At 63.4% G+C, this 25419-nt stretch carries 21 protein-coding genes and 2 pseudogenes; 7 read left to right on the top strand and 16 right to left on the bottom strand.

The features are described 5' to 3' along the window. Nucleotides 1-299: 299 nt before the first annotated feature. The 4 genes and pseudogenes from ACGF7Y_RS35485 to ACGF7Y_RS35470 form a co-directional block, all read right to left on the bottom strand. A pseudogene (locus ACGF7Y_RS35485) lies at nt 300-761 on the bottom strand (hypothetical protein); the annotation flags it as partial. Nucleotides 762-1247: 486 nt separating this feature from the next. After that, on the bottom strand, nt 1248-2495 hold the full coding sequence (locus tag ACGF7Y_RS35480; RefSeq protein ID WP_195065986.1) for an ABC transporter substrate-binding protein: 1248 nt from the start codon (nt 2493-2495) through the stop codon (nt 1248-1250). 9 nt (nt 2496-2504) lie between these two features. Beyond that, nucleotides 2505-3212 carry an ABC transporter ATP-binding protein gene (locus ACGF7Y_RS35475; protein ID WP_062986096.1) on the bottom strand — a complete coding sequence of 236 codons (708 nt, stop codon included), beginning with the start codon at nt 3210-3212 and terminating at the stop codon, nt 2505-2507. Beyond that, entirely contained in the window at nt 3209-5959 is a 2751-nt protein-coding gene (locus tag ACGF7Y_RS35470; protein ID WP_393241981.1) for an ATP-binding cassette domain-containing protein, read from the bottom strand. Before ACGF7Y_RS35470 ends, ACGF7Y_RS35475 begins: the two co-directional genes overlap by 4 nt. 312 nt (nt 5960-6271) lie before the next feature. Between ACGF7Y_RS35470 and ACGF7Y_RS35465 the strand changes: the two genes are divergently transcribed. Beyond that, nucleotides 6272-7825 (top strand): acyl-CoA synthetase, encoded by a 1554-nt coding sequence (locus ACGF7Y_RS35465; protein ID WP_393241978.1) that lies wholly within the window; start codon nt 6272-6274, stop codon nt 7823-7825. Between the two features lie 85 nt (nt 7826-7910). Next, nucleotides 7911-9059, top strand: a complete 1149-nt coding sequence (locus ACGF7Y_RS35460; RefSeq protein WP_195065989.1) for a CaiB/BaiF CoA-transferase family protein — start codon at nt 7911-7913, stop codon at nt 9057-9059. A 46-nt stretch (nt 9060-9105) separates the two neighbouring features. Here the strand turns inward: ACGF7Y_RS35460 and ACGF7Y_RS35455 are convergent, their stop codons facing one another. The 5 genes from ACGF7Y_RS35455 to ACGF7Y_RS35435 form a co-directional block, all read right to left on the bottom strand. After that, nucleotides 9106-9954 (bottom strand): MaoC/PaaZ C-terminal domain-containing protein, encoded by an 849-nt coding sequence (locus ACGF7Y_RS35455; protein ID WP_195065990.1) that lies wholly within the window; start codon nt 9952-9954, stop codon nt 9106-9108. Nucleotides 9955-10038: 84 nt separating this feature from the next. After that, on the bottom strand, nt 10039-10827 hold the full coding sequence (locus ACGF7Y_RS35450; protein WP_195065991.1) for an SDR family oxidoreductase: 789 nt from the start codon (nt 10825-10827) through the stop codon (nt 10039-10041). A gap of 10 nt (nt 10828-10837) precedes the next feature. Next, nucleotides 10838-11755 carry a phosphotransferase family protein gene (locus ACGF7Y_RS35445; protein WP_195065992.1) on the bottom strand — a complete coding sequence of 306 codons (918 nt, stop codon included), beginning with the start codon at nt 11753-11755 and terminating at the stop codon, nt 10838-10840. 122 nt (nt 11756-11877) lie between these two features. Beyond that, entirely contained in the window at nt 11878-13071 is a 1194-nt protein-coding gene (locus ACGF7Y_RS35440) for an acyl-CoA dehydrogenase family protein (RefSeq protein ID WP_393241974.1), read from the bottom strand. Next, on the bottom strand, nt 13072-14073 hold the full coding sequence (locus ACGF7Y_RS35435; RefSeq protein WP_195065994.1) for an LLM class F420-dependent oxidoreductase: 1002 nt from the start codon (nt 14071-14073) through the stop codon (nt 13072-13074). It abuts the gene before it with no gap. A 279-nt stretch (nt 14074-14352) separates the two neighbouring features. Here ACGF7Y_RS35435 and ACGF7Y_RS35430 point away from each other — a divergent pair, with 279 nt between their 5' ends. Next, nucleotides 14353-14733 carry a hypothetical protein gene (locus tag ACGF7Y_RS35430; RefSeq protein ID WP_393241971.1) on the top strand — a complete coding sequence of 127 codons (381 nt, stop codon included), beginning with the start codon at nt 14353-14355 and terminating at the stop codon, nt 14731-14733. Continuing rightward, a complete protein-coding gene (locus ACGF7Y_RS35425; protein WP_195065996.1) occupies nt 14733-14984 on the top strand; it encodes an aldehyde dehydrogenase family protein in 252 nt (83 codons plus the stop codon). The genes ACGF7Y_RS35430 and ACGF7Y_RS35425 overlap by 1 nt, the downstream gene beginning before the upstream one ends. A gap of 184 nt (nt 14985-15168) precedes the next feature. On the opposite strand, the gene ACGF7Y_RS35420 is transcribed toward ACGF7Y_RS35425, so the two are convergent. Beyond that, nucleotides 15169-16386, bottom strand: coding sequence for a MaoC family dehydratase N-terminal domain-containing protein (locus ACGF7Y_RS35420; RefSeq protein WP_195065997.1), 1218 nt, complete (start codon nt 16384-16386; stop codon nt 15169-15171). Nucleotides 16387-16804: 418 nt separating this feature from the next. Here ACGF7Y_RS35420 and ACGF7Y_RS35415 point away from each other — a divergent pair, with 418 nt between their 5' ends. Beyond that, nucleotides 16805-17146, top strand: a complete 342-nt coding sequence (locus tag ACGF7Y_RS35415; protein WP_324196011.1) for an FCD domain-containing protein — start codon at nt 16805-16807, stop codon at nt 17144-17146. A 365-nt stretch (nt 17147-17511) separates the two neighbouring features. Beyond that, entirely contained in the window at nt 17512-18276 is a 765-nt protein-coding gene (locus tag ACGF7Y_RS35410; RefSeq protein ID WP_195065998.1) for an alpha/beta fold hydrolase, read from the top strand. Nucleotides 18277-18287: 11 nt separating this feature from the next. On the opposite strand, the gene ACGF7Y_RS35405 is transcribed toward ACGF7Y_RS35410, so the two are convergent. The 6 genes and pseudogenes from ACGF7Y_RS35405 to ACGF7Y_RS35380 form a co-directional block, all read right to left on the bottom strand. Further along, the gene (locus tag ACGF7Y_RS35405; protein WP_195065999.1) at nt 18288-18890 is read right to left on the bottom strand and encodes a TetR family transcriptional regulator; all 603 of its coding nucleotides are present in this window, start codon (nt 18888-18890) and stop codon (nt 18288-18290) included. A gap of 587 nt (nt 18891-19477) precedes the next feature. Next, entirely contained in the window at nt 19478-19903 is a 426-nt protein-coding gene (locus ACGF7Y_RS35400) for an FCD domain-containing protein (protein WP_393241998.1), read from the bottom strand. A gap of 53 nt (nt 19904-19956) precedes the next feature. Further along, nucleotides 19957-20157 (bottom strand): annotated as a pseudogene (locus ACGF7Y_RS35395) (GntR family transcriptional regulator); the annotation flags it as partial. A 231-nt stretch (nt 20158-20388) separates the two neighbouring features. Beyond that, nucleotides 20389-21273, bottom strand: coding sequence for an MBL fold metallo-hydrolase (locus tag ACGF7Y_RS35390; RefSeq protein WP_195066001.1), 885 nt, complete (start codon nt 21271-21273; stop codon nt 20389-20391). A 176-nt stretch (nt 21274-21449) separates the two neighbouring features. Next, nucleotides 21450-22706 carry a cytochrome P450 gene (locus ACGF7Y_RS35385; protein ID WP_195066002.1) on the bottom strand — a complete coding sequence of 419 codons (1257 nt, stop codon included), beginning with the start codon at nt 22704-22706 and terminating at the stop codon, nt 21450-21452. A gap of 532 nt (nt 22707-23238) precedes the next feature. Further along, on the bottom strand, nt 23239-23943 hold the full coding sequence (locus ACGF7Y_RS35380) for a GntR family transcriptional regulator (RefSeq protein WP_393241966.1): 705 nt from the start codon (nt 23941-23943) through the stop codon (nt 23239-23241). Nucleotides 23944-24239: 296 nt separating this feature from the next. Here ACGF7Y_RS35380 and ACGF7Y_RS35375 point away from each other — a divergent pair, with 296 nt between their 5' ends. Continuing rightward, on the top strand, nt 24240-25082 hold the full coding sequence (locus tag ACGF7Y_RS35375; RefSeq protein WP_393241963.1) for an enoyl-CoA hydratase/isomerase family protein: 843 nt from the start codon (nt 24240-24242) through the stop codon (nt 25080-25082). Nucleotides 25083-25419 lie beyond the last annotated feature (337 nt).

Below are 25419 nucleotides of genomic sequence, written 5' to 3'. Positions count from 1 at the left end.
CTACTGAACTAATTGCAGGGGATGGTTTGCCGTCCGTTGGGCGGTGCTTAGTTCTACGGCACGGATGCCGGTCCGCCGGCCAGTACCCGAATCGGGCGGACGACGTCCGGTAACAGCTTCGGATCGTCAGGAGACGCGCTCGCTTCGAAATTCGGCATGAGCATCCAGCCGGGCTGCGGTGTCGGTCGGTGTCGTTGTGCGGCTAACCCTTCGGATTGCGGTGTGCGGGCCGCGCCGAAAGTTCTCGGTGGTCGCTTCTGAGCGACCGTCGTGTCCGAACGTCCCGGCACGGTCGCCGACTATTTGGCCGGGGCGGGGCCGGGCGGGGGGCTGTTGACGGTCGTGAAGTATTGGATGGCGGCCATGATCGCGACGGGCGCGGTCACCGGTAGCTGTCCGGCCGCGGTGCCGAGCGCTCCGACGGCCATGATGCCGTCGAGGCAGCCAATGGCGGCGGCCGGGATGAACGGGCCGAACATGCCGACGATGGTCGCGGCGGCGACGGTCGCACCCGCGATGCCGCCGAGCACACAGCCGACCGCCGCACCGCCGAGCCCGCCCACCATGGTTCCGATGGTGGCGCCCGCCGTGATCGTGGTGACCAGGCGACTCCAGGCGGCCTGCTCGCGGTCGTATTGCGTTTTCCGAAGCGCCTGCTCCTCGCATGGCAGGCTGACCGGTCGATAGCTGGCGTGGGCGAGGTCGAACCGTGGGGTGAGCGTCGCGGTGCGGTAATTGATCTGGACGTCGATGGGGAAATCGGTGGTGACCGTCCCGGTGGGTGTTGCGGAGGTCGTGTAGTGGATCGCGTCCGGTGGGTCGTCGCGTGCGGTGGGCGATCGTCGAACTTGTTCGACGTTGTCGATTCACGCGCGCGCAAAATCTATGGTCGTGAAACCTGATTGATCATCTCGAGAGTGTCGCCAGGTTTCGTGCTGCTCGGCGTGGGAGGCGCTTCGAGCATAGACTCGAGAGTCCCAGTGTCGGCCGGGGTCTCCACACCGCTGCAGTCGCTGTTCGGTGGTGCCGCTCCGATCGTTGTCGGTGCGATGCTCGGTCGGCTCGGGAGCTTCGTTCCGGTCCTCATCGCATTGGCACTGGTGAGCACGGTGGCTGCGATCATGGCACTCCTCGCCCGACCACCACACACGCACACCGCGCCGGCTCTTCAGCCAGCGATGCAGTAGCACGCGCCGAGACCGGCGGGGCCGAGATGATCGGCCCCGCCGGCCTCGACAATCTGACTGTCAGCTCGCCGCCAGCGCATCGGCGACATTGATCAGGTCGTTCTGCGCCTTGATGATGGCGCCGTCGTGCACCATGTACATAACGTCCTTGGTGTTGAACAGCCGCTTGTACTTGGGGTTCGAGTTCTCCTTCGTGAAGTCGATCGGACTCGGGTAGGTCTCGAGCTTCATCGCCGTCGTCTTCTTCAACTGGTCGATCACGCTCGATGCGGTCACCGGACCTTGGATCTGTTTGGCCACCTCGATGAATACGGTTGCTGCGGACCAGGCAAGCTCGGCGCTCGTATCCACCTCGGCCTTCGGATTCTGTGCCTTCAACTGCGCCACGAAATTGGGTGTATCGGTCGGGTTGGGAAGGACCTTGCTGTCGGGAAGCAGGACGCCTTCCATGGCTGCACCCGACGAAGCCAGGACACTCGGTGGAACATTCGCCAGGCTGGCTGCGATCGGGAGCTGTGGGTTACTGCTCTGGCGGGCCGCCATGATGAATTTCATCTGTGCTGCGGCGGGAAGGGCCACGCCGACGCAGCGCGCGCCTCCTTGCAACAGGGTGGAAACCGCAGGTGCGAGGTCGGGAGCATCACTGGTGACACCGATCGAGGAAGTAACTTGTCCGCCACCGGATTTCACCCCTTGTTCGATCAGCTCCGCCGAAACCTGCGCGGCCGCGCTGTCCGAACTGGATATGATCCCTACTTGTTTGCAGCCTCGCTGCGCCAGCGCCAGTCCAGCTGCGGTGAATTGCCCTGGATTGCCACCGTCGGCCGGGTACGAGATCGGGCTGGTGAAATCGGCACTGGTCAATGGAAGTGCGCCGATCAATGGAATGTGGGCAGCTTCCAACACGGGCGTGACGCCGGTGTTGAACAGCGAGATGCTCCCGAGGACCGCGGCGGCGTGTTCCGTCACTGCTCGTCGTGCACATTTCGCGGCGACGTTCGGGTCGCCCTGGTCGTTGCAGGTCGTGAGTTCGATCTTCTTGCCGTTGATGCCGCCCGCGGCGTTGGCGGCATTGATCGCCCCCTCCACTGCGTCCTTCATTTCGGGGAAGGAGAATTGGGACGACTGGTACTGCCCCATGGCCATCACCTTGATGGTGCTTCCGTCGGACCCGCCCCCTCCGTCGGAACACGCTGTCATCGCGGTGACCAATCCTGCCACCGTCATGCCCACCAGGGCAGTTTTTACTTTTGTCCGCATGGCAGACTCCATTTCTCGAATTTCTTTTGAGAAATTCGATTTGATCAACTGAAATTTCTATTCGGATGTGCTGGGGCCAGCGAGGTAATTTGCCTCGATATCACCGATGCGCGAGAGCAATTCGGCGGACGTTCCGGTCATGACCACACGGCCGCGTCGAAGTACGTATCCACGGTCGGCGATGGACAGTGCGTTGCGGACATGCTGCTCCACGAGGATGACGCCGATCCCGGAGTCGGCCGCCTTCCGGACGGCGTCGAGCAGCCGCCGAGCCATCTTCGGCGCAAGGCCCAGTGACAATTCGTCGGCGAGCAATACCGCGGGGCGGGCCGCGATGGCCCGGGTGAGGGCAAGCATCTGTTGTTCGCCGCCGGAGAGCAGCCCAGCCTTGCGATCGAGGAGCTTTTCGAGCTCAGGGGTGATGTCGAGTGCCGCGCGAACCCCGCCCCGCCCGAGCCGAAGATTTTCCGCGGTGGTCAATTTCGTGAATACGGCACGTTCCTCGGTCAGGAACGCCATGCCTTCTCGGCTGCGTCGGTAGGGAGGCGTCCGGATGGGACGGCCTTTCCAAACGACCTGGCCCTGAAGCGGTCGGAGATTGCCGGCCAAAGTCAGGAGTGTCGTCGTCTTGCCCGCGCCGTTCGCCCCGAGCAACGTCACGACCTCACCAGGCTCGACATGAAGACAGACGTTCTCCAGGACCGGGATGCCGTTGTACCCCGCGGCAATCTTTTCGGCCGCCAGCAACGTGTTCGATGTGGTCATGACCGGACCTCCTGGGAATCGATTCGGACGGAGCGGATTTCGTCGTCGATCGCGATCTCTTCGGTCGCCACTGCGCCGAGATAGGAGGCGACAACCGCGGCGTTCTCGCGAATTTCGGCGGGAGACCCTTGTGCGATCACCTGGCCGAAATCGAGGGCGACGATCCGCTCACACAACCGCATGACGAGTTCCACGTCGTGCTCGATCAGCAGGATGGCGATCCCGCGCTCGCGTGCGAGGTGAGTGACCAGCTCTCCGAGTTCGTCGCGTTCCACTTCGCTCAAACCCGCCGCGGGTTCGTCCAGGAGCAAGACGGAGGGCTCCGACGCCACCGCGCGGGCGATGGCGACCAGCCTGCGCTGGCCGTACGGTAGTTCGCTCGGGCGCTTGTCGAGTACTTCCCCGAGGCGGAATACCTCGATCGCCTCGGCCATCGCCGGTGAGGTGGTGGGGTGGCCCGGGAAAATAGGATCGGTGATGTAGTTCCACCATCGGCAGCGCTCGGCGGCTATCCGGAGGTTCTCGAGCACCGTCATGTCGTCGAACAGTTCGAGCGACTGATACGACCGCGCGATCCCGGTCCGAGCACGCTGGTACGCAGCGCGGTGGACTGGTTCGCCGTTCAACTTCACAGTGCCGTGCGAGGGAGTGACGAAGCCGGTGATCACGTCGATCAATGTCGTTTTACCTGCTCCGTTCGGCCCTATCAGGCCCACGACGGACCCGGGCTGGACGTCCAGCGATACGTTCCGTAGTACTTCGGTTGCGCCGAAGCGCACCGCGATATCGCTGATCTCGAGCGCCTGCTCGGTGACCCTGGTCGCCTTCCGGGCGACGGCATCCGTTCCGGTTCCCGCGTTGGCGGCGGGCTCAGACACACTGACGTCAGCAGGCCGGTTTCGGCGAATCCTCCCCGTGATCCTCTTGCCGACGCTGCTCCAACGCCGGATTTCCGAGGCGACAACACCGTCGACATTGGCGACCACCGTGAGAATGAGCAGCGGACCGCTCGCCACCAGGAGATACTGTTCGATTCCCTCTCCGAACAGGTTGCCGAGGGTGGTTCCGACGCCGCCGGGTTGCAGGGCCGAACCCACCAATGGGCCCGTGACGAAGCCGAGCCCGCCGATGACGGCATAGCCGACGACGGTGACAGATTGGAATGCCGGATAGTCGCTGAACAGGACAGCGGGGTTGCGGAACGAGAAGACCACCCCACCGACCGCGGCTACCATCCCGGCGAAAGCGAATGCGTAGAGCTTGCCGCCGGTGACCGACACGCCCAGCGACGCGGCGGCCCGTTCGTTCGATCGCAGCGCTAGTAGTCCGCGCCCGGCGCGACCCCGCCGCAGGTTGGCCACGGCCACCGCACAGATCGTGAACAGGCATATCGAGACCACCGCGTAGGACCGCGGATGGATTATGTTGTCGACATCGATCCCGAAGACGGTGGGGAAGCCGACCTGCAACCCGGTGCTGCCGCCGGTGAGTGCAGGCGAGTTGAAGATCAACTGCTCGATCGCGACGCTGACGCCCAGTGTGACGATCGCCAGCTGATCGCCCCTCGATCGCAAGGCGGGTAGTCCGATGACCACCCCGATGGGAATCATGACCACCACCGCGATCAACAGCGCGGCCAGCATCGAGAATCCGGCAGAAGTGACCAGTTTCGCGGCGATCCAGGCCCCCAAACCGGCCATCATCCACTGTGCGAGCGATACCTGGCCGGCGTATCCGGTGACGACCACGATGGACAGCACCACAATCGCGACGGTTATCGATACGGTGATGCCATCGACCCACTCCGGTGGGACCACCTGTACCAGACCGATTACGACCGCCAGTGCGATTGCTAGGAGCCATAGTCGGATTCGACCCAGGCCGACTGCCGGCATCCGTTGTGATTCGGTGCCGCGCGTCGGGAGTCCGGTCCCTCGCAATGACAGCATGACGATGATGACGAAGAAGGGGACTGCGTTGGCCCATCCCGGCGAGCTTACGTAACGAGTTATCTCGGATTGCGCGACGCCGATCAGCACACCTGCCAGCAGCGTCACCGGGAACGACAGCATCCGCCCCACCACGGCCGCGGCCAGTGCCGGGATGACCAGCAAAGTCAGGCCGGCCACCGAAAGGCCGGTGATCGGAGCGAGCAATATCCCCGCCAGACCCGCCAACATCGAACCCATCGCCCAGTTAGCGCACGCGATTGCGGTCGGCGAGTGTCCCAGATGCGCTGCGGCACGCGGATTTTCGGCAACTGCGGCGGTAGCTATGCCGAACTTGCTGTAACGGTAGAGGGCGAACAAGATCGCGACGAGCACTACGACCAAGGCGAAGATGAGCAGGCGGTCCCACCCGATGACAGCACCGGCGATCTGCACCGTCGACCGAGGTAGTGATGACGCGACCACGACCGAGCCCGAGTGGTACCGAAGGCCTGCCAGTCCCTCCAGGGTAGTCAGCACGCCAAGGGTGGCCAGCAGTTTGGCAAGGCCTGAACTGTGCTGTAGTGGCCCCATGACCAGCAACTGAATCGCGACGCCCAGCAGGGCGCACACGACCAATGCCGGTACGGCGGCCGATGCGAAGCTCCAGTGGCGTACATCGTGGAGCTCGTAGAACGCGAATGTGCCGATCATCCCCACGGCGCCATGTGCGAAGTTGATGACTCCCGAACCTCGATAAACCAACACGAGTCCCAGCGCGGCAAGACCGTAAGCGGCACCTGCCCCCAAGCCGAGCAACGCGAATTGTATTGGGACAGTCACAGGAGCCTCCACAATGAGGACTGACACTCCACTTCTTAAGAGTGTACTAATTGGGCTCAGAGTAGACGTGGGTCACACTTGGCGCAACGGTCAGATTTTCTGCCCGATTTTTACTAATTGACGCGTCATTGACGCTACTATGCGCGCGATTCTGGCAGGGTTCATCGCGTAGGTGGGTCAAGTTGGTGACGGAAGATCTCAAGTCTTCCCGAGCAACAGTGTCCTCATTTATACTGAGTAACTATCGCTCGCAGCGCTGCGGGCCTCGTGGTCACCACAGGAGCCTCATTGACGCGGACCAGCCCTGCGCCCATGTTCCTCGGCATGTTCGCCGAGCGGACCCCAGACAAGCCGGCCGTGGTGATGGCCTCCAGCGGCGCGACACTCACCTACGCCGAACTCGAGCGTGGGTCGAATCAGGTCGCGCAGGCGATGCGTCGTGCCGGGCTGCGCCGCGGCGACCATGTCGCGTACCTTCTGGAGAATTGCCCGACCGCCTTCGAAATCATCTGGGGCGCAACGCGTGCTGGCTGTTACTACACGCCGATCAATGTCCGGTTGAGTGCCGCTGAAGCGGCGTACATCGTGCGCGACTCGGGTTGTACGGTGCTGTTCGTGTCAGCCCGCTACTCGGCGACTGCCGAGGAGATGATGCGGCTGGTCCCAGAGGTGCCCCTGCTGATTTCCGTCGAGGGAACGATTCACGGATTCCGCACGTACGAGGAGACGGTGCGAACCGAACCGACGGAACCGATTCTCGATGAGTCGCAGGGAAGTTCGATGAAGTACTCGGCCGGCACCACGGGGCGCCCGAAGGGGGTGAAGCGGCCCCTCCCGGAGGGTGCGTTCGCCGCGGCGGATCCCTGGCTGGACAGTCTGTGCGAGCTCTACGGTTGGGGTTCCGACACCCGATACCTGTGCCCGGCTCCGCTGTACCACGGTGCAGGGCTTTGGTACACAACCGCGATGCACCGGATCGGCGCGACGGCGATCGTGATGGAGCGCTTCGACGCCGAGGGAATGCTGCGGGGCATCGAGCAGTACGCGGTGACGTGCGTTCAGGTTGTGCCTACCATGCTCATCCGCGCGCTGCGACTTCCCGAAGACGTGCGCACCAGCTATGACCTCAGCAGCCTCTCGTCGGTAATCCATTCCGCGGCACCGTGCCCCATTCCGGTCAAGGAGGCGATGCTCGACTGGCTCGGCCCCATCGTCTACGAGTACTACGCGGGTACCGAGGGCATCGGATACTGCTGGATATCGCCGCAGGAGTGGCTGACGCATCGGGGCTCGGTCGGCCGGCCGAAGGTCGGCGTCGCCCATATCGTCGACGGCGACGGCAACGAACTTCCTGTGGGGGAGACCGGCGCCATCTACTTCGAGACTGTCGGCGAGCCGTTCGCGTACCACGGAGACGCCGAGAAGACTGCGAGGTCGCGGCATCCGAAGGGCTGGACGACAGCCGATGACGTCGGCCATCTGGATGCCGACGGCTACCTCTACCTGAGCGACCGCCGATCGCACCTGATCATTTCCGGAGGCGTCAACATCTATCCGCAAGAGGTCGAGGACTTCTTGATCACTCACCCCGCCGTCGATGACGCCGCGGTCATTGGAGCTCCCAACGACGAGTTCGGCGAAGAGGTCAAGGCCGTGGTGGTGACCACACCTGGCGCGGCCGCGGGGCCGGAACTGGCGCGACGATTGATCGAAGACTGCCGCCGTGCCCTCGCGCATTACAAGTGCCCCCGGACAGTCGATTTCGTGCCCGAACTTCCGCGTGGCGAGAACGGGAAGCTGTACAAGCGGCAGATCCGCGACGCTTACTGGCCCCAACGGTAACGCTGCGCGAAGCTCACAGGCCCGCCGGAGTCCTCGCGTCTGACGCCTACACAACACCAGTGCTGAACAAACAATAGGAGTGCCCATGGGACCGCTGTCCACCGTCCGCGTCGTCGAGCTTGTCGGGACCGGGCCAGGGCCCTTTTGCGGCATGGTGCTGGCCGACCTCGGCGCCGACGTTCTGCGGATCGAGCGTCCCGGGCGGAAGCCGAGGTCCGCGGCGGACGCGCGGGCCGATCTGATGAACCGCGGTCGCCCATCGGTCGGTGTGGATCTGAGCTCACCCGACGGTGCCGAACTGGTGCTCGACCTGGTCGCACAGGCGGATGCTCTCATCGACCCATTCCGTCCCGGCGTAGCCGAGCGCCTGGGTGTGGGTCCTGAGCAGTGCCTCGCGCGTAATCCGGGGCTGGTCTTCGCGCGCATGACCGGATGGGGCCAGACCGGGCCGATGGCTCCGCGCGCGGGGCACGACATCAACTACATCGCGCGGGCTGGGGTACTCGGCCTGTTCGGTCGCGCCGGAGAACGCCCGGTGCCGCCGATGAATCTGGTCGGTGACTTCGGCGGTGGCGCGATGATGTGTGCGGTCTCCATCCTGTCCGGAATCACGCACGCACGGGCGACCGGCACAGGGCAGGTAGTCGATGTCGCGATGGTGGATGCGGCCGCCTGGCTGGCGACCGTTGTGCACACGCTGCGCGCGATGGGACAGTGGCGAGGTCGTGGCGAAAACCTTCTCGACACCGGCGCGCCGTTCTACGAGGTCTACGAAACCGCCGACGGGCGATACCTGAGCGTGGGCGCTATCGAGCCGCAATTCTTCGCGATCCTCGTCGAGGGGATGGGGATCGCGGATCAGGCGCTACTCGATCAGCAAAACGATCGAGATCGGTGGCCTGCTTTGAAAAAGCGGTTCGCCGAGGTCTTCCTGACTCGCACACGTGACGAGTGGATGGCGGTGTTCGACGGCGTGGATGCCTGCGTGGCTCCCGTGCTGGACATCGATGAGGCCATCACCGATCCGCACATGCGGTCACGTGGCACATTCGTCGATGTGCACGGCGTCGTCCAGCCCGCACCCGCGCCCAAATTCAGCGCCACCCCGGCCGCGATCGGTGCGGCGCCGGCGGTACCAGGAGAGAACACACGCGCGGGTCTGCTCGCCTGGGGGATCGCGCCGGACCGGGTCGACGCGTTGATCGCGAACGGTACTGCGCTGGAGGCGGAGTAGGACAAAGAGCGTGGCCCGAGGCAAACACTGCTCGGGCCACGTTCCGTCAGTGGCGAATGGTCAATGATCCGTTGCTGAGCACCGGTTCGGCGCGCTCTTTGCTCGACACCTCGACTCCGATCCGATCGGCGTCCTGCCATGTCGACACGATGAGAGTCTCCCCGGGGTAGACCACGCCGGAGAAGCGCCCGCTCCACGAACCAACTGCGGTGGTGTCGCCGCCGAGGATCTCGTCCACCACCAGTTTGCACGCCATGCCCCATGTGCACAGGCCGTGTGTGATGGGGCGCTGGAATCCCGCTCGTTCGGCGAACTCGGGATCTATATGCAGTGGATTGTGATCGCCGCTGAGCCGGTAGAGAGCGGCCTGCTGTGGAAGCGTCCGCAATTCATACACGGCATCCGGGGCCCGGGTGGGTGTCCTCTTGCTCGTCGCCGGTCCCGGATCGCCACCGAATCCGCCCGCACCTCGCAGAAAGCTGCTGAATCGGTTGGTACACAACGGCCCGTCGCCGTCGGCCAGCACCACCTCGGTCACCAGGACCGCGGCCTTGCCCTTGTCGTACAGGCCGACGATGCGACCGGTGCTCGTGGTGCCCGCACCGAGCGCCGGCAGTCGACGATGGACCACGAGTTCCTGTTCACCGTGCAGCATGAGCATAGGGTCGAACACTATTCCGGGTGCGGTGAGCATCTCTCTCGCCACCGGCTGCGCGGTGATCACCCCGAAGGTGGGCAGTACCTTCAGGTCCGCTTCGAAGACGTACCGCAAATGCTCAGTGTCGACCGGGTGTGCGCCTGCGCCCAGGCCAAGGTGGTAGAGGATCACCTCCTCTGGTTTCCACTCCGTAGGCCGCTTGATGGGCTGCGTGGCGAGCACCGTATCCGGATCCATCGTCACAACCTCTCTCCTGTCGACATTCGAACCGCGGCCGGTCGGTGAATTCACCTGCACCGCAGTGGATGTCTTGGTCCATAACTACGAATTCAACATCGAACGCATGGCGCGCTCGGTCTCTTCGTCGGTGGCGGACAGACTCTTCTCGATGAGCTCTTCGGCATCCGGGCTGCCGTACCACCGGAGCCGGGGAGTCTCCTCGGCCAGCGCCTGGACCACTACCGCCGCCACCTCGGAGGCGGGGTAGGGCGTCGTTCGCTGTGCCGCGACCGTGGCCATGAAACGACGGCCGATCTCGTCGTAGGGCGGCCGGTCCAGACCGGCGACCTTCCGGTTCTGCGGGAAGTTGGACTCGACCGCCCCAGGTTCGATGAGGATCACTCGGATCCCGAGATGTCCTACCTCCCAACGCAATACCTCGGTCAGCACCTCCAGAGCATGTTTGGTCGCGGAGTACCAGCCGAGAATCGGCCGGGCGCGGGTGCGCCCTGCGGCCGACGACATATTGACCACGGCGCCCCGGCCGCGTTCGCGCATCGCCGGCAGGAACGCCTGAGTCACGCGCACCACGCCCAGCACATTCGTCTCGAAGATCGACTGCACCGCATCGAGTGGTGTGGTCTCGATCGGCCCCCATACGCTGATTCCCGCGTTGTTGATCAGGACATCGATCGGTCCGGCCGCTTCGACCGCTGCGGCCACTGACGCATCGTCGGTCACGTCCAGGCAAAGCCGTTGCGCGACATCGAGATCGGCCAGCCGTTCCTTGTCGCGTGCGGTCGCCACCACCTCATATCCCTTGCGTGTCAACTCTATTGCCACTTCACGGCCGATGCCGGTCGAGCAACCTGTGACGAGGACCCGCTCCATAATCACTCCTTCATCGAGCAGAGGACAGCATCGAAATCGACTGGTCGACTTCGGTACGCAGTCGTTGCGCCTGCATGCGCAACTCGTCGCTGTCTGGGCGCAGCGGCTTTCGTTTGAGCAGCAGCGCACCCGCGGAGGCCTGTTTGAACCGGACCAGCGCGGCGAACCACGCCAGGTCTGTCACCGTCGTGCGGGAGGACTCCTCATACATGGCCACGATGCGGTCGACCGACGGCATCCCGGGCGCCGTGCATTGCTGATGAGGGTTGCCCGCGGTGTCATGGTGCAGGAGGAACCAGCCCAGATCCAGGCGTGGGTCGGACATGGCCCACAGCTCCCAGTCGACGATCGCGTTGACCTCGCCGCCCTGGCACAGCATATTGCCGAGACGGTAATCGCCGTGCACCAGCGATGTGCGGGATTGCTCAGGCACGTCCGCTCGCAGTAGCGCAGCCGCCTCGTCCGCCCTGCCGCGAAATTCCTCGGGAACGGTACTGAATGCGCGCACCCACTTGTCGATCTCCGCGGTCAGTGCGATGACCGGCTCGTCTCCCAGGCCGATTTCATTCGGGCTCACACGGTGCAGAGCGCCGAGCATCCAGGCGGCCGCCATAACCCGGTTGCCCACCTCGGTCGGCGAGGGCAGCGGGCCGTATCCGAAGATCGGCTCCAGACACTCTCCCGGTTCGAACGACATCGCGAACAGCGGTGGCACACTCGGTGGTTCGCCTTCATCGACGAACAGGACACGCGGCACGCGTACCTCGGGCACGGCCGCCAGTCCGGAGATCGCGCGAGCCTGCCGCAGCACATCGCGATTCTTGATGGGGGCCAGACCAGGTGGGGCCATCTTGACGATCATGACCGTGGTCCCGGCCGGATCAGTGAGAGTCGCTCGGTACGTCAGTCCGGATGCTCCTCCAGCCATTCGCTCGAGATGTGTGAGACGCCCGGCCCCTGACTGTGCGGCCGCCGCGTCAATTCGGTCCGTCAGCTCGGCGAGATCTACTGTCCTGCGGTTCTCGTCGTTTCGCGAATTCGCGTCGGCCGTCATTTCGTCGCGAAGTCCCAACCGCGGCCTTCCGCGTACTGCTTCAAGATGGTCTTGCCCACTCGCTCGATGTGCACCTCGTCCGGACCGTCGACGATCCGATAGATGCGTGCCATCCGGTACATCTGCTCGAGCGGGGTGTCGTCGCAGACCCCCAGTGCACCGTGCACCTGTACCGCTCGATCGAGGACCCGCTGCAGCATGTTCGCTGCGTATGTCTTCACCGCACTGATCTCGACGCGGGCTTGCCGGCCCGCATCCATCTTCTCGGCTGCGTCGAGCACCATCATCCGCGCGGTGTGGATGTCGGTGTAGGACTGGTAGACGTAGTGCTGCATGAGTTGCTTGTCAGCGAGAACACCACCTCGAACCTGCCGGGTGTTGATGCGATCGCACATGAGGTCGAACGCGCGCTGCGCCTGACCCAGCCAGCGCATGCAGTTCGTCAAGCGCGCCGGCCCGAGCCGGGTCTGGAACAGCGAGAAGCCTTGTCCGCGTTCACCGAGCAGGTTTTCCCGCGGGACTCGCACATCGGTGTAGCTGCATTCGGGATGATTGGAGTTCAGGCCCATGACGAAGACGTCACGTTCGATTGTGTAGCCAGGCGCCGAACTCGGTACCAGGATCATCGAGAACCGCTCGTGTCGTGGCGCGTCGTCGGATTCCGTGCGGCACATGACGCAAATCCAGTCGGACGTGCGCGCCGCGCTCGTGTACCACTTGCGGCCGTTGATGACCCATTCGTCACCTTCGAGGCGGGCAGTGGTGGTGATGGTCGTGGGATCGGAGCTGGCTGCACCCGGTTCGGTCACCGCGAACGCGACATGGAACTCGCCCTGCACCGCCGGCAGCAGAATCTGCGCGCGCTGACTGTCGGTGACGGCCTTGTCCAGCATCAGACACGTCTGCACAGAATAGGAACCGAATATGTGCATCGCCGGATCCGACCGGCCGATGACTTCGTTGACGTAGGCGTAATCGAGCCAGGGCAGACCGCGCCCGCCGATATCGGCGGGATGACCCATTGCCCAGAGACCTTCGGACTTGGCCTCGGTGATCAGCCTGGTGCGCAACGCATCCGCTTCGTCGCCGCCGCGCAGTAGGAGCCGCTCGTGCGGGATGATCCGATCGTCGACGAATCGCCGAACCTGCTCGCGCAGTGGACGTATCCGTTCGGGTACCACGTATGCCATCTACCTGTTGTCCTTTCCCGCATGGGCTTGACGATCGAGATCGACTGGCAATAGCTTTGCCACGGTGCTTCTGTCGACCGGAGTGGAGCTGACCAGTGCCAGTACCGGGTCTGTGACACCCGCATCCGCGTAGGCCGACAGCCCGGATCGGCAGCGCTCAGGAGTGCCCCAGACGCATACCGCGTCGATCAGCTCGTCGGGAACGGCGGCGATCGCTGCCGACCGCTCGCCTTGTTCCCACGCGCTCGCGACCGGATCCACCCACGAGGCGTGACCGAGCCATTCGTAGAACTTTCGATACACCGGAGTGGAGAGGTAGGCCGCCACGATAGGCGCCAGCGTTTTGTGTACCAAGTTGAAATCGCCTGTGGGACACACCATTACGCGGTCTACAATCCGGGCCTTCGGATTGCGTGAGCGGACCTCGTCGACCAGTCGCCGCACGTCACTCGCGCTCACCCAGTTGAGAATGACGCCGTCCGCTTCGTCTCCCGCCAGGGCCAGCATGCGCGGCCTGAGCGCGGCAAGTAACAACTCTGGTGGCTGACTCGGCGGGTCGACGAGCCGGAACCCGTTGGAACTGAATGTGTCGAAGTGGTCCCGCACACGCTCTCCGGCCAGCGCTTGCCGGAGAAATCGCAGTACATCGCGGGTCTTCGAATAGGGGTGGTCGAACGCGATTCCGTTCCAGCCGGAGACGATGTTCGGCGACGACGCCCCCAGTCCGAATCGCACGCGCCCAGGGGCGACCCGTGCGAGGGTGGCCGCGGTTACGGCAAGTACCGACGGCGCGCGGGTGAACGTCGAGACCACCGCGCAACCGAGGTCCAGGCGGGGTTCGGCCGCGGCCAGTCCCAGCGGTGTGATTGCGTCCGTACTCGCGGACTCTGAGGTCCAAACACTGCCGTACCCGTGGTCGGCCAGTTCCGACCAGAAATCGGTGTGTTCGGGCAACGTCAGCCCTTGAAAGGGAACGCTGAATCCCCATGTCGTGACGCCCACCAGACCTCCCACTTCATCGTTTGTCGGCGGCCGCCGAATCGGAACGGCTGAATAAAAGAGTAGTCTATACTATGTGCGCCGGGAGGGGGTTTGATCGATTATCCGAGTAAGTCGAGCATTCGACGAAGCTCATTCGCTACAGGGGAAGTTAAGAGTATACTGTACTCCGGCGGAGTTGCTCGTCGGAGAGTTGCCTGCTGTCTGGGGCTTCAATCCGATCCGCTGTCTTCATCGAGCGGCTGCTCGCCCGGCAACCCGAGTTGATCGCAAGGCCCGGCGGTGACCGAAGAACCGTCACCACACGACCGGAACATTCGGCCGGCAGCCCTGACCGGCTCACCGCATTCGAGGAAGGACCTGGGCATGACTGCAGTGGACAGCGTCAGTGCACACCCGCTTCCAACCGATCCGACACCGGAGGTGTTGCGCGAACTCCTGGACTGTCAGCGACGCGCGTTCGCCTCCGAAGTCTTACCGGACGTCGAGACAAGTTGGATCGAATCGATCGTTTCGTTCTTGCCGCGCTGGAATCGGCAGAGGAGATCTCGGCCGCGCTCGACGCTGACTTCGGAAGCCGGCACCGCCTTGGCCAATCTGCGCAGCGACGTGGCCGGTGCGCTCGGCCCGGTGAGGACGGTGCCCGAGAACCTGGCCGACTGATGAAGAATTCCGTCGGTGTCACCCCTGCCATGAAGATTGCCACCGAGGAGACCTTCGGCCCGGTGATCGTCGTCTTCACCTACGACCATCTCGTCGAGACGATCGATTACATCAACGCGCATCCGAGACCGCTCGCCGCGTACTGGTTCGGCCCCAATGACTCGGAGTATCGAGTGAGCGGCCCACCGGTGTTTGTGCATCTACCATGCCGCCCGCAGGCGCAGCCGAAGCGGATGCTGTCAGCGCGATGATCCTGCGCGGAATAGCTGAGATAGAACAACGTATCGAAGCGCGAGAGTCGTTCGGACGAAACCTCTTTGATGTCCGAGGAGCGGATGGTGTGTCCGTCTGCGACTCGGGTCGAGGTTCTGGGTGAGTAGGCGAGATGGTGGTGTCGCGAATGCAGTGCACCACCATCTCGAACAAGTCGGTTGTTTAGTGGGTGTTTTGTGGTTGGTGGGTGGGGAGTTGGATGGGTCCGTGTTGGTGGGAGGGGAGGAGGATGGTGGCGGTGCCTCGGATGTTTTGTTGGTGGCGTTGGTTGGTGCCGGTGAGTTGGAGTTCGATGAGGGGGCCGTGTTGTGGGTCGATGCGTTTGTCGGTGATGTGGCCGGTGATCCAGGTGGTGTCGCCGATGTAGTTGAAGCGGCGGAATTCGGCGCGGACGTTGAAGACCCAGCCGTTGTTGCCGGCGTAGTTGGTGCAGTAGTGGGTGAGCCAGGTCCAGCGGATGGGGCCGATGTCGTAGGCGGCGGGGACGCCGATGTCGCGGGCGGTGTGGTCTTCCCAGTGGATGCGCATGATGGCGTCCCAGGAGTTGAAGTCGTTGCGGCTGTAGAAGCCTCGGAGGGTGCGTCGGTTTTCGCGGGCGAGGCGCAGGGCGGGGAAGCCGTAGCCGTACCAGCCGGCGCCCATGAAGAAGTTCATGAGGTCGGTGATGGTGAGGGGGCCTTTGACCATGGGTGGTAGTTGGGTGCCGATGTGGGCGTCTTCGTAGTAGAGGGTGTCGTCGCCGCGGATGTATTCGGCGTCGTAGGCGGCGTCGATTGCGTCGATTTCGGCGTCGGTGTAGTGGGCGCGTTGGTCTTTGGCGTATTTGTTGTCGGAGTCGACTTTTTTGCGTTCGGCGTGGATGTACCAGGGGCGGCGGATGGCGTAGGTGGTGCCGTCCTCGTCGTACCAGCGGTGTTCGTTGGTGGCGATGGCGGAGGTGCCGGCGAATTCGGATTTTTTGACTTCGACGTCGGCGAGGACGCTGCTGCGGTAGAGGCGGGTTCCGGGGGTGATGGGCCGGTAGTACCAGCCTTCGTGGCCGGCGTTGAACAGGTGGACTCCGCGTAGGGCTCCGCGGGTGGCTTCGCGCAGTTCGTCGCTGACGGTGGGGGATCGGTCGATGCCCATGGTCCATTCGTATCCGGGTGGGGCGATGACTGTTCCCCAGCGGGTACCGGCGGCGTACTCGGGGTTGGTGTAGAGGGGATTGAGGTCGCCGTATCCGTGGGTGTATTGGCGGATGGAGTCGATGCTGGCTGTTTCGTTCCAGGGCCAGTCGACGAACCCGGTACGCAGGGTGGGGTTCGGGGTCCCGATCCGTGCTCGCATCTTGGCCAGGGATTCCTCGGTGATCTCACCATGAATCAAACCATCAGACATACCTACTCCGATCGCATCTCACTCAGCCGGGCTACGAACTCGCTGACACGGCCACCAATAGAAGAGTACACTAAATCATGGTTATCGTTTTGTGTGTGTGACGGGTTGTTCCGAGGAAATGGTTCCGGCCGCACCGACCAGCTGGGGGGAGTTGTCCACCGGGCGGGCGGTGCTGGTCGGCGTTGTCGGTGTCGCGGAATCGGTTGGTGTTGACCTCCGCGGCGATATGCGGAAGCCGGGGGGCAAGTGCGTGAGGATGACCGAAGACGCTCGCCGACGGTCTTCTGCCAGCAGGTGCCGTGCGGGATGCTGGTGAATCCGCAGTCGAACTTGCCGAGGTGGTCGCGAAGAAGCTGATTGCCGGATCGCTGAACTTCGCTACCCGGTTGGTGCGATTATCGGGGCGGAGCCCGAGTTGGTGGCCGAGCCCGGTGTCAGTCGTGCGGTGTTCCGAGAAGCGGCGCGGCTCTTGGAACGTGACGAGATCGGTCGTATGCGGCGCGGGCCTGGCGGGGGGCTGATGGTCACCGAACCGCATGCTGCGTCGGTGGCCAGGTCGGCGGCGATGTATCTGCAACTTCACGAGGTGAGCCCGCGGGACATTTTTGAGGCTCGGCGTGCCGTGGAGTTGACGATTGTCGAGCTTGTTGCCGAGCGGATAGACGAAGACGGAGTTGTCATGTTGCGCGAGACGCTCGCTCGGCAGGAGCGGCTTCAGGAGTCCGGTGGGCACCTGGAAGCAACAGTCTGCATCTGCTGATCGCCGATCTGACCGGCGCTCCGGCGCTGCGGGTGTTTCTCGAGGTCATGGCACGGTTGACACCCGAGATCAAACCAGTCGAGCAGGATGCGGTGGAAGGCCATCAGTCGGCCGCCGGTACGCACACGGCCGGATTGTCGACGCCATCATCGCCAAGGAGGCTTCTCTCGCCAAGCATCGGATGCTGCGGCACCTGCACGGGATCGGCAGGTACCCCGAGGCCGGCGAGCGGGTGGATCGTGATTCCGGCGGCGTCCCCGAATCTGATTGGCCAGATCCGGGGACGCGCATCTAAACGAACTGTAGAGTATCCCTAATTGCAGGACGAGTGGTTACGGCGAAGGGCGTGCCAAAGAAAGCGGAGTATGGGTACATCCGAGCTCGATAACTCCGATGGTAGGACCGGTGATTTGGGAGTCATTCTCGTTCACGGTGGCCTGCATGGTGGCTGGTGTTGGGACAACCTTCGACGAGAGCTGAGCTTCCCGTCGGTTGCTGTCGATCTTCCAGGGCGTGGCGCAAGCTCCGAGCAGCTTCTGTCCATAACTTTGGAGGACTGGGTGTTCTCGGCCGCCGCGCAGGCATCCGATCTGGAGGCCGGACGCCTGATTCTGGTTGGCCATTCGCTCGGGGGTCTCACGCTTCCGGGGCTCGCGGCCGCGCTGGGGGACCGTGTCCATGCGATGGTGTTTGTCGCTGCGTTGGGGCCCGCCGAGGGACAGACGGTGGCACAGTTGTTGAACCCTGCCGATCCCGGTGCGGTGCTCGATGTGGGAGGTTTGTTCCCCGTTCCTCCATTCGAAGTAGCCAGCTATATGCTCGGTCTCGAAGACCTGCGCCCGGATGAGATCGATCCGCGGCTGCGTCGTTTGGTGCCGGAGCCGCCGCTGCCGATCGCGACTCCTGTCGACCGGTCTGGCATGCCGCGGGTCCGGACGATTTACGTGCGCGGTGAACGAGACGCCGCGGTCGGTCCTGAACTCGCCGCGCAGATCATTCGCAACCTGGGCAATGAGGTCGAGGAAGTGGTGGTCTCGGCCGGGCACAACATGATCGCGACTCACGCTCAGTTGATCGCTCGAATCGTGGAAGGCGCGGCGGAAGTGAACGCGACGCCGCAGATTGCCTGATCAACCCTCCGTCAGCCGCCGAGGCCGCGGAAGAACTCTGCGGCCTCGGCGAATCGCTGGCGCAACAGGCTCGGATAGTCGAGCTTCTCGCCCAGCGCAGCGCTTTCCTGCGCCACCTTGTGGGCGATCGCGAAACCCATGGCCGACCACAGCCCTGGACGGGGGTCGGATCCGACATCCGTACCCAGACGTTCCGCCAGCACTTCGGCGACATCCGCTTCCCAGGTTCTTGCATGCTCGTAGTAGGCAGTCAACAGTCGGGGGGTCGAGAAGATCAGCGACAGGATCGGGTCGTGCAGGGTGCCCTCTCGCGAGAGTGGTGTCGCGGCGATCAAAGCCTCGCAGAGGGCATCGCTCGGGGCCACGGCAGGCCGTTGCCTACGCAGCATCTCGTGCACTGTCGGCGCGGTTTCGTCGATCCAATCGAGCGCGACGGATTCTTTCGTCGGGAAGTAGCGATAGAAGGTGCGCTCCGAAACCCCGGCCCGCTCGGCGATTTCGGTGATGTTGGCTTCGTGGTAGCCCTGGGTCAGAAACGCATCGATCGCGACGGCGCGGAGTTCCTCCCGTATCGCGGCCTTCTGTCGCTCACGTCGGGTCGTGCGGACGGGCAAGGAACCTCCTGTGATCGGGCTTGTTCTCAGCCTACGGCCACGGCCGGGTGCATCGTCTCGCAACGTCATCGGGGACGGGTGCCCTCCCGGCCGGCACCACCGGCCGGGAGAGAGCTTCACCGGGTGGTGGCGCCGAGCCGTGTCAGACCCTCAGCGAGTGTGGGCAGGACGGCGCGGAAGCCCAGTGGATCGTCGGTCGGGGCGAAGTGGCCAAGGTTTCCAACTCCTGGTAGACCACGCCCGGGAACGCCTTCGCCACGGCAGGCCCACCGTGGTCGCATCTGTCGCCACCGGGTCGTACTCACCGGCCAGGACGTACACCGGGTCGCGGTCTGTATCGATGTCGGCGGCGCCGATGGTGAAGTTGTGCCCGGTCATGAAGTAGTCGTTGTCGCCTGCGTAGACACCGGGGTCACCCCGTCCTCACGCTGACAGGAGACCCGGACCACGTCGTCGCGGAACTCCTGGGGTAGGGCTTCGGCACGATGAACATCCTTCGAGGCCGGCCTCTCGGCAAGCCAGATCGATGTCACCTATCCGTGCAGCAGCCCCACGGGGGACAGTCTGCCGTCGTGCCGGTCGAGAGTTTATCCGGGTTTCGTTGCCGCTGGCTGGGCGATCTTCGCACGGAGTGCCTGAAGCGCTGATTCCTTTGCCATCCGTATATGGGGGCGAGCCGCTTCCACAGCGCGAGCGGAGTCCCGTGCTTCGATCCACGCCACGGTCTGCTCGGCCTCTCGCCGGCTTTCTTCGGCTCTGCCCGGGGAACGGATCGATAGGTTCTGCATCATGACGATTCGAGCCGTGATCGACCCGAACAGTTGCTGGAGGAGTGCGTTTCCTGCGCCGGTGAAGAGGATCTCGTAGTAAGCGGACGACGGATTGATTGCGTTGTCGTTGTGACCCGGGGAGTCCGCGAAATGACGTAAGAGAGCTGTGATTTGTTCGCCGGTGACATTGGCGATGAACAGTTCCACTGCGGCGCTCTCGAGGTATTCGCGGACTTCGTACAGTTCTGCGAGCTCTGCTCCCTGAGAAGAATGACTTGCAGCACTCTGCCGGGCGCGGGCTCGATTAGGCCCTCGGCCTGGAGCTGTCGGAGTCCTTCGCGTAGTGACGTGCGGCTGACGGCCGTGAGTTCGACAAGTTTGCGTTCGGTGAGGCGGTCGCCGGGATTGAATACGCCGTCGAGGACGGCCTTGCGCAGTGCGTCGGTTACCTGGTCGCGCACGAGGCGCTCCGGACGGTGGATGCGCAAATCCGTCATTTCCCATACCTCTCCCAGACGCGCCGCTCCCGGGGACGGAGGGAACGCGGTCATCGTGTCGATCGACAAGAGTACCGATCAGGCTCCCATAGGCTGCCGATCCGCCAGGGTGAGCTGTTCAGCAGTAGGTCACGGTCAGGGCCAAACCGGCGCGCAACTCTCGGCTTCGTCCATCCGACAGTGAACAGCTGATGATGCTTTGTCTGGAGTACGGCCGCGAAGCGGATCGGCTTAGTGGGCTGTGCCCGCAGCCTTGGCCGCTGGCCGCTGCCCATCCGGTCCGCTGGCCAACAGCCCAGGAAAATGGCAGCCGAGGACAGTGCCTCCGCCGTCGTCTAGATCTCGAACGAGTTGGTACAGGGTTTCGGTCGCCAGTCGCATGTCGATGTCCGAGGCTGCGCGCCAATCCGGCCTGAGCATTTGCCCAGGGCAGTACAGGGCATCGCCTACGAGAGTCACCCGATCCCCGCGGTCGTGCACGGTGTAGAACGTGTGTCCTGGCGTATGACCGGGTGCGGGCAAGCTCCGCACACCCGGTGCGATGTCTGTCTCGCTATCGAGGAGTTCGATTCTGCCCGCGCGATCGAGTTGCTGCAGTGCGTGTAGGAGATGAGGCGCGGGTGCCGGATCGGCGCCACCAGTCACGAAATATTCCCAGTCTCTACGGCCTAAATAGACGGTGGCATTCGGGAATGTCGGCCTTCCACCTGCGTCGGCAAGCCATCCAATGTGGTCAGCATGAAGATGACTGAGTGCTATCGCATGGATCGCGCTCGGCGTCATATCCATTGCCGCCAGGTGTTCGAGCAGGCGCCCCCCGATCAGAAGGCCTCGTCCTCCGAGGTCGGTTGGGCCTGCCCCCAGGTCGATGAGCGTGTTGCGTTCGCCGGGGACAAGGAAGCATCCGATCGGCAGCCGCACGTCACTGCCCTGCTCGTCGGCGAGGTGGTCGTAGCCGGCGGTCGGCGATTCGGCTGTGCCGAGAAAGCGCTCGGGAACGCGGAAAAAGCCATCGGACATTGCGATAAGTTTCAGATGTCCGACCTCGACCGTGTTGATCGCATTCGCTGAGACAGGATCTTGGCGAAGTGGATGGATGTCTATGGGGCCGGCCATCAGTTCGTCTCCTCGAATATCTGTCGAAAACAACGGCTTCTGCGGTGTGGGATCGCCGTCGTGGACCGGTTGCTGTGGGGCAACCGGTCCACGCGTTCAATGAGTGAATGGCTGTCCCGAGCCTGATTTCGCAATCGGGACGTGGACAGTGGTTCGATGGGCCGCTGACCCGTGCACTAAGAGATGTCGCGAGGTGTGAATTCGAGTGGTATCAGACTCGGCTGGACCTTGCTCTGCCCGCCGACGTACTTGATGTCCTGCCCCTCCGGCAATCGGTAGTCCGGGATGGCGGTATTGAATTCTTCGAGGGCTATCCGCAGCTGCAACTTCGCAAGGGGGGCTCCGAGACAGCGGTGGATACCGGTCCCGAATGTCAGGTGACTGGTTTCGAAACGACTGAAGTCGACTTTGTCGGGATTCTCGAACGCTTCTGGGTCATGGTTTGCCCCGCCGGTGTGCACCAGGATTCGGTCGCCGGCTTTGAGTTGGACGCCGGCGATTTCGATGTCCTCCGCGACGTCGCGGACATTGTGGTGGAAGCCGTGGAAGCGGATCAGCTCCTCGACAGCATCCGGGATGATCGCCGGATCATCGAGCAACTCCTGCCGGTACTCGGGGTTCTTGGCGAGGAATCCCATGGAATACCCGATCATCGAGCCGGTGGAGTCGGTTCCCGCGAAGAACAAGAGAGAAGCGATATTGAGGACGTCTTCGTCGCTGAGCCGGCTCCCATCGAGTTCGGCCTCGACCAGGAAACTGATGATGTCGTCGCCAGTATCCTCGCGCCGCTGCTGGATGACCTCGGTGATGATCTGATCGATCTGCTCCACCACGTTCTTTCGGAACGCCGCGCCTGCCTCGGCTCCCTGTGTCCGTCGCACATCTTCGGCACCGAACACCAGATCGTAGGACAACTGGTTGAAGTGTGTGAAGTGCTCCGGTGGGAGTCCCAGGAGGTGACAGTAAGTCGCCGCCGGCAGTAGCAGAGCGAAGTCGCTCATGAATTCGCATCGGCCAGTCGGTGCGATGCGGGCCAGTCGTTCGTGCGCAGTCTGCCGGATGATGGATTCGAGACTCTTCAGCCGGTTCGGTGAGAACATCGGCATCAGCATCCGGCGGTACTTGTGATGCTCAGGCGGGTTGAGTCGCAGCGGGATGTGTTGGCGCCCAGTCCAGTTGGGCGTCACCGTCCCCCATTGCGGGAATGCCTTGTAGTTCTGAAAGGCATCTCTGATGTCGTTGAATCGCGTCAGTACCCAGAACCCGCCGCCGAAGGGCGTGTAGAAGATCGGCTTGTCCCGGAAGGCGTTGAGAGCGGCAGGGGGAAACGTCATGACCTCTGGACCGTTCTGCGGATCGTAGTCCACGACGAGTTCAGGTGGGACGTGTGCGGGTATTGCCGGTGTCGAAGATGCGGCCTGCGGGGTCGTCACGGATGGTTCCCTTTCTCGACTACGTTTTCAGCTCGGTTATCGAGCGGTTCGAGGGGACGGCCTACCGCTCCGCCGGCGGTGTGGCATGACCGGAGCTGTTCGGCGAACCGCGCACCGCGACCGGACGCTGTGCCGACGCCGTGCAACGGTCGAATCTGCAACGACTGTCCAACCGTCACGTCCGTGCCCTCTCATCTCGGTGACCGCGTACCGCGCGCCCGGAAGGGGGCAGCAGCACTGCGGTATAAATCAGGATACTCATAGACGTCAAGTCTAGCTGCCATGCCGTCGTGCGATGTTCTGAAACCGGTCCCAGCCAGGCATTAGAGGGTGCATCGCGACCTCATCCTGTGCGCTGCCCACGCAATTGAGTGCGCCTAAGGTGCAAACCCGGCTGGGTGTGTTCGTCCGGTGGGTTTGTAATTGCCCCCTCGGTGCCGCGAAGAACGCTGGCCGTCGAACGATGACCGAGGTGGTCTGCCGGAGGGGCTCTCGCCGGTGGGCCCGTCTGTTCACGGCCGCTGCGGGGAGATCAATCCGGCCGATGTCCTTTCGGAGGATGACGGGTTTTCGTGCGGAGTGCGTGGAGGGCCGATTGCTTTGCCATCCGTACGTGGTGGCAAGTGGCGTCTACCGCGCGACCGGAGTCTCGAACTCGAATCCATGCCAGGGTCTGCTCGACCTCGCGTCGGCTCTCCGCGGCTCTGCCCGGCGAGCGAATCGATAGGTTCTGGATCATGACGATCCGAGCCGTGATCGATTCGTATATTCGTCGCAAGAGCGTGTTTCCCGCGCTCGCGAACAGATAGCCGTAGAAGTTCGACGAGGGGCTTCCGGCGCCGTCATCGCAGTCGGCAACTGTGAGCTGCTGGGCAAGAGTCGCGACCTGGTCGTCGGAAGCGTTGGCGATGAACAGTTCGGCCGCGGCGCTCTCGAGATATTCGCGAACTTCATACAGTTCGGCCAGCGCGGTCTCGGTGAGGAGGATGACCTGCAGACCTCTTCTGGGTGCGGGTTCGACCAGGCCCTCGGCCTGGAGCTGTTGAAGGCCTTCGCGCAGTGATGTGCGGCTGACGCCCGTGAGTTCGATCAGCTTGCGTTGAGTGAGTCGATCGCCCGGGCTGAATATGCCGTCGAGGACAGCCTTGCGCAGTGGGTCTGTTACCTGATCGCGCAGGAGGCGCTCCAGATGTTGGATGCGCACTCGTCGAGACGCGGCGATTCCCTCCCGGGTCATTTTCGTCGTCTCTCCTGCCCGGCCCGGCTGGGATCTTCGCATCGGCCTGGTATTCAGGACCGAATTGTCCGACTCTGTGCCGTTTCGAACATAGCGGTTGTTCGCACGCATCGTGGGTCGGTGCCTCTGCTCGCGGCCGCCCTTCGGGCGTCTCGCGCGCGTTCGTCGGCCGCCGCATGCCATTGAGTGCACGCATTGACAGGACGCCTAAATAGTATACTGTATTACGTACTGCAAACTTCCCGCGCGATGGCGTGCTGCAGCCTGTGCAGGGCTGGTCGGCAAGGTCATCGGCGATGTCGTCGATTGTGAGGACCTACATGTCGGATAGCAGTGGCAAGACCGAGAAGCCTCAGACGCCGTATCAGGAACTGGTCCAGGTTGATGATCGGGGTGATTACGCGATCCTCACGATCAACCGTCCGGAGAAGCGCAATGCGATGAGCTTCGACTCGCTCGCTCGCTTCCGGGAAGCGCTCCAGGAGGTGCGTGGCAAGAAGGCGGTGGTCCTGACCGGTACGGGGCCGTCGTTCTGCGCCGGCATGGACTTGTCCGAAGCGGCGAAAAGTGCTGAGTTCTTTGCGAATCGGACCAGTCAGGAGACGCACCCCTGGACAGCGATCCAAGCTCAGATTCGGGCTCACGGTGCGGTGTTCATCGCCGCGGTCAACGGATATGCGCTCGGCGGTGGATCGACCTTGATTCACAGCTGCGACCTGGCGATCGCCGCGGAGTCGGCGAAGATTGGTGCGCCGGAGATGGGCTTCGGCGGGTTCCCGCTGCAGGCCGGGCCCGCCGCTGCGAAGCGCATGGCGCCCAAGCACGCGGCCGAATTGATTCTCACCGCTCGGCGTGTGGACGCACACGAGGCCTACCGCATGGCGATAGTCAACAAGGTCGTGCCCGACGATCAGCTGCTTGCCGAGGCGGTCGCCCTGGCTGAGCAGCTGGCTGGGTTCGACGCGGTGGCCCTCGACTGGGGCAAGAAGACTCTCCAGCGTATGGAGGATCTGACCTGGGACGAGGCGATGGACTACTGCCAGATCACCAACCTGGTCACGCGGAGCCGGAGCGATGCGACGCAGCAGGGGTTGAGCAACTTCGTGCAGGGCAAGCGGACCATCGGTCAAGGCGCCTGAGACTACTCGCGGATTCGGAGATGAGTATAAGCAATGTTGAGAGCATCCGATCTTCGGGCGAGCGGCTGGACGAGGACCGGTTCAAAGATCCGGCCGCTCGGGCTCAGCGCCAGGCTGAACTCGCCGCTGTCATCGAGGAGACAACCCGCACGTTGTCGAAGATGGACCTCTACCATCGCGCGCTGGTACGGGGCATCCCTGCGGGCCATGTCGCTACGATGACCGACCTGCTGACATCGCCACAGGCCAGGCCCCGCAGGCGGTTCAACGACGACGAGTACCCGTCACGTGACAATCCGAGTCGGGTCTTCTCTTCCCTGGAAGGGGTTTGGTCACC

Source organism: Nocardia sp. NPDC047654, from assembly GCF_043205035.1.
Lineage (GTDB): Bacteria > Actinomycetota > Actinomycetes > Mycobacteriales > Mycobacteriaceae > Nocardia.
Note: the sequence above shows the minus strand (reverse complement) of the source record. Positions and strands in the feature narration are given on the sequence as shown.

Coding starts and splice junctions, on each gene's coding strand:
- ACGF7Y_RS35425 (WP_195065996.1), top strand. CDS start 14,733: ATGAAGAATTCCGTCGGTGTCACCCCTGCCATGAAGATTGCCACCGAG.
- ACGF7Y_RS35410 (WP_195065998.1), top strand. CDS start 17,512: ATGGGTACATCCGAGCTCGATAACTCCGATGGTAGGACCGGTGATTTG.
- ACGF7Y_RS35440 (WP_393241974.1), bottom strand. CDS start 13,071: ATGGCATACGTGGTACCCGAACGGATACGTCCACTGCGCGAGCAGGTT.
- ACGF7Y_RS35375 (WP_393241963.1), top strand. CDS start 24,240: ATGTCGTCGATTGTGAGGACCTACATGTCGGATAGCAGTGGCAAGACC.
- ACGF7Y_RS35475 (WP_062986096.1), bottom strand. CDS start 3,212: ATGACCACATCGAACACGTTGCTGGCGGCCGAAAAGATTGCCGCGGGG.
- ACGF7Y_RS35455 (WP_195065990.1), bottom strand. CDS start 9,954: ATGGATCCGGATACGGTGCTCGCCACGCAGCCCATCAAGCGGCCTACG.
- ACGF7Y_RS35460 (WP_195065989.1), top strand. CDS start 7,911: ATGGGACCGCTGTCCACCGTCCGCGTCGTCGAGCTTGTCGGGACCGGG.
- ACGF7Y_RS35445 (WP_195065992.1), bottom strand. CDS start 11,755: ATGGCTGGAGGAGCATCCGGACTGACGTACCGAGCGACTCTCACTGAT.
- ACGF7Y_RS35420 (WP_195065997.1), bottom strand. CDS start 16,386: ATGTCTGATGGTTTGATTCATGGTGAGATCACCGAGGAATCCCTGGCC.
- ACGF7Y_RS35450 (WP_195065991.1), bottom strand. CDS start 10,827: ATGGAGCGGGTCCTCGTCACAGGTTGCTCGACCGGCATCGGCCGTGAA.
- ACGF7Y_RS35380 (WP_393241966.1), bottom strand. CDS start 23,943: ATGACCCGGGAGGGAATCGCCGCGTCTCGACGAGTGCGCATCCAACAT.
- ACGF7Y_RS35390 (WP_195066001.1), bottom strand. CDS start 21,273: ATGGCCGGCCCCATAGACATCCATCCACTTCGCCAAGATCCTGTCTCA.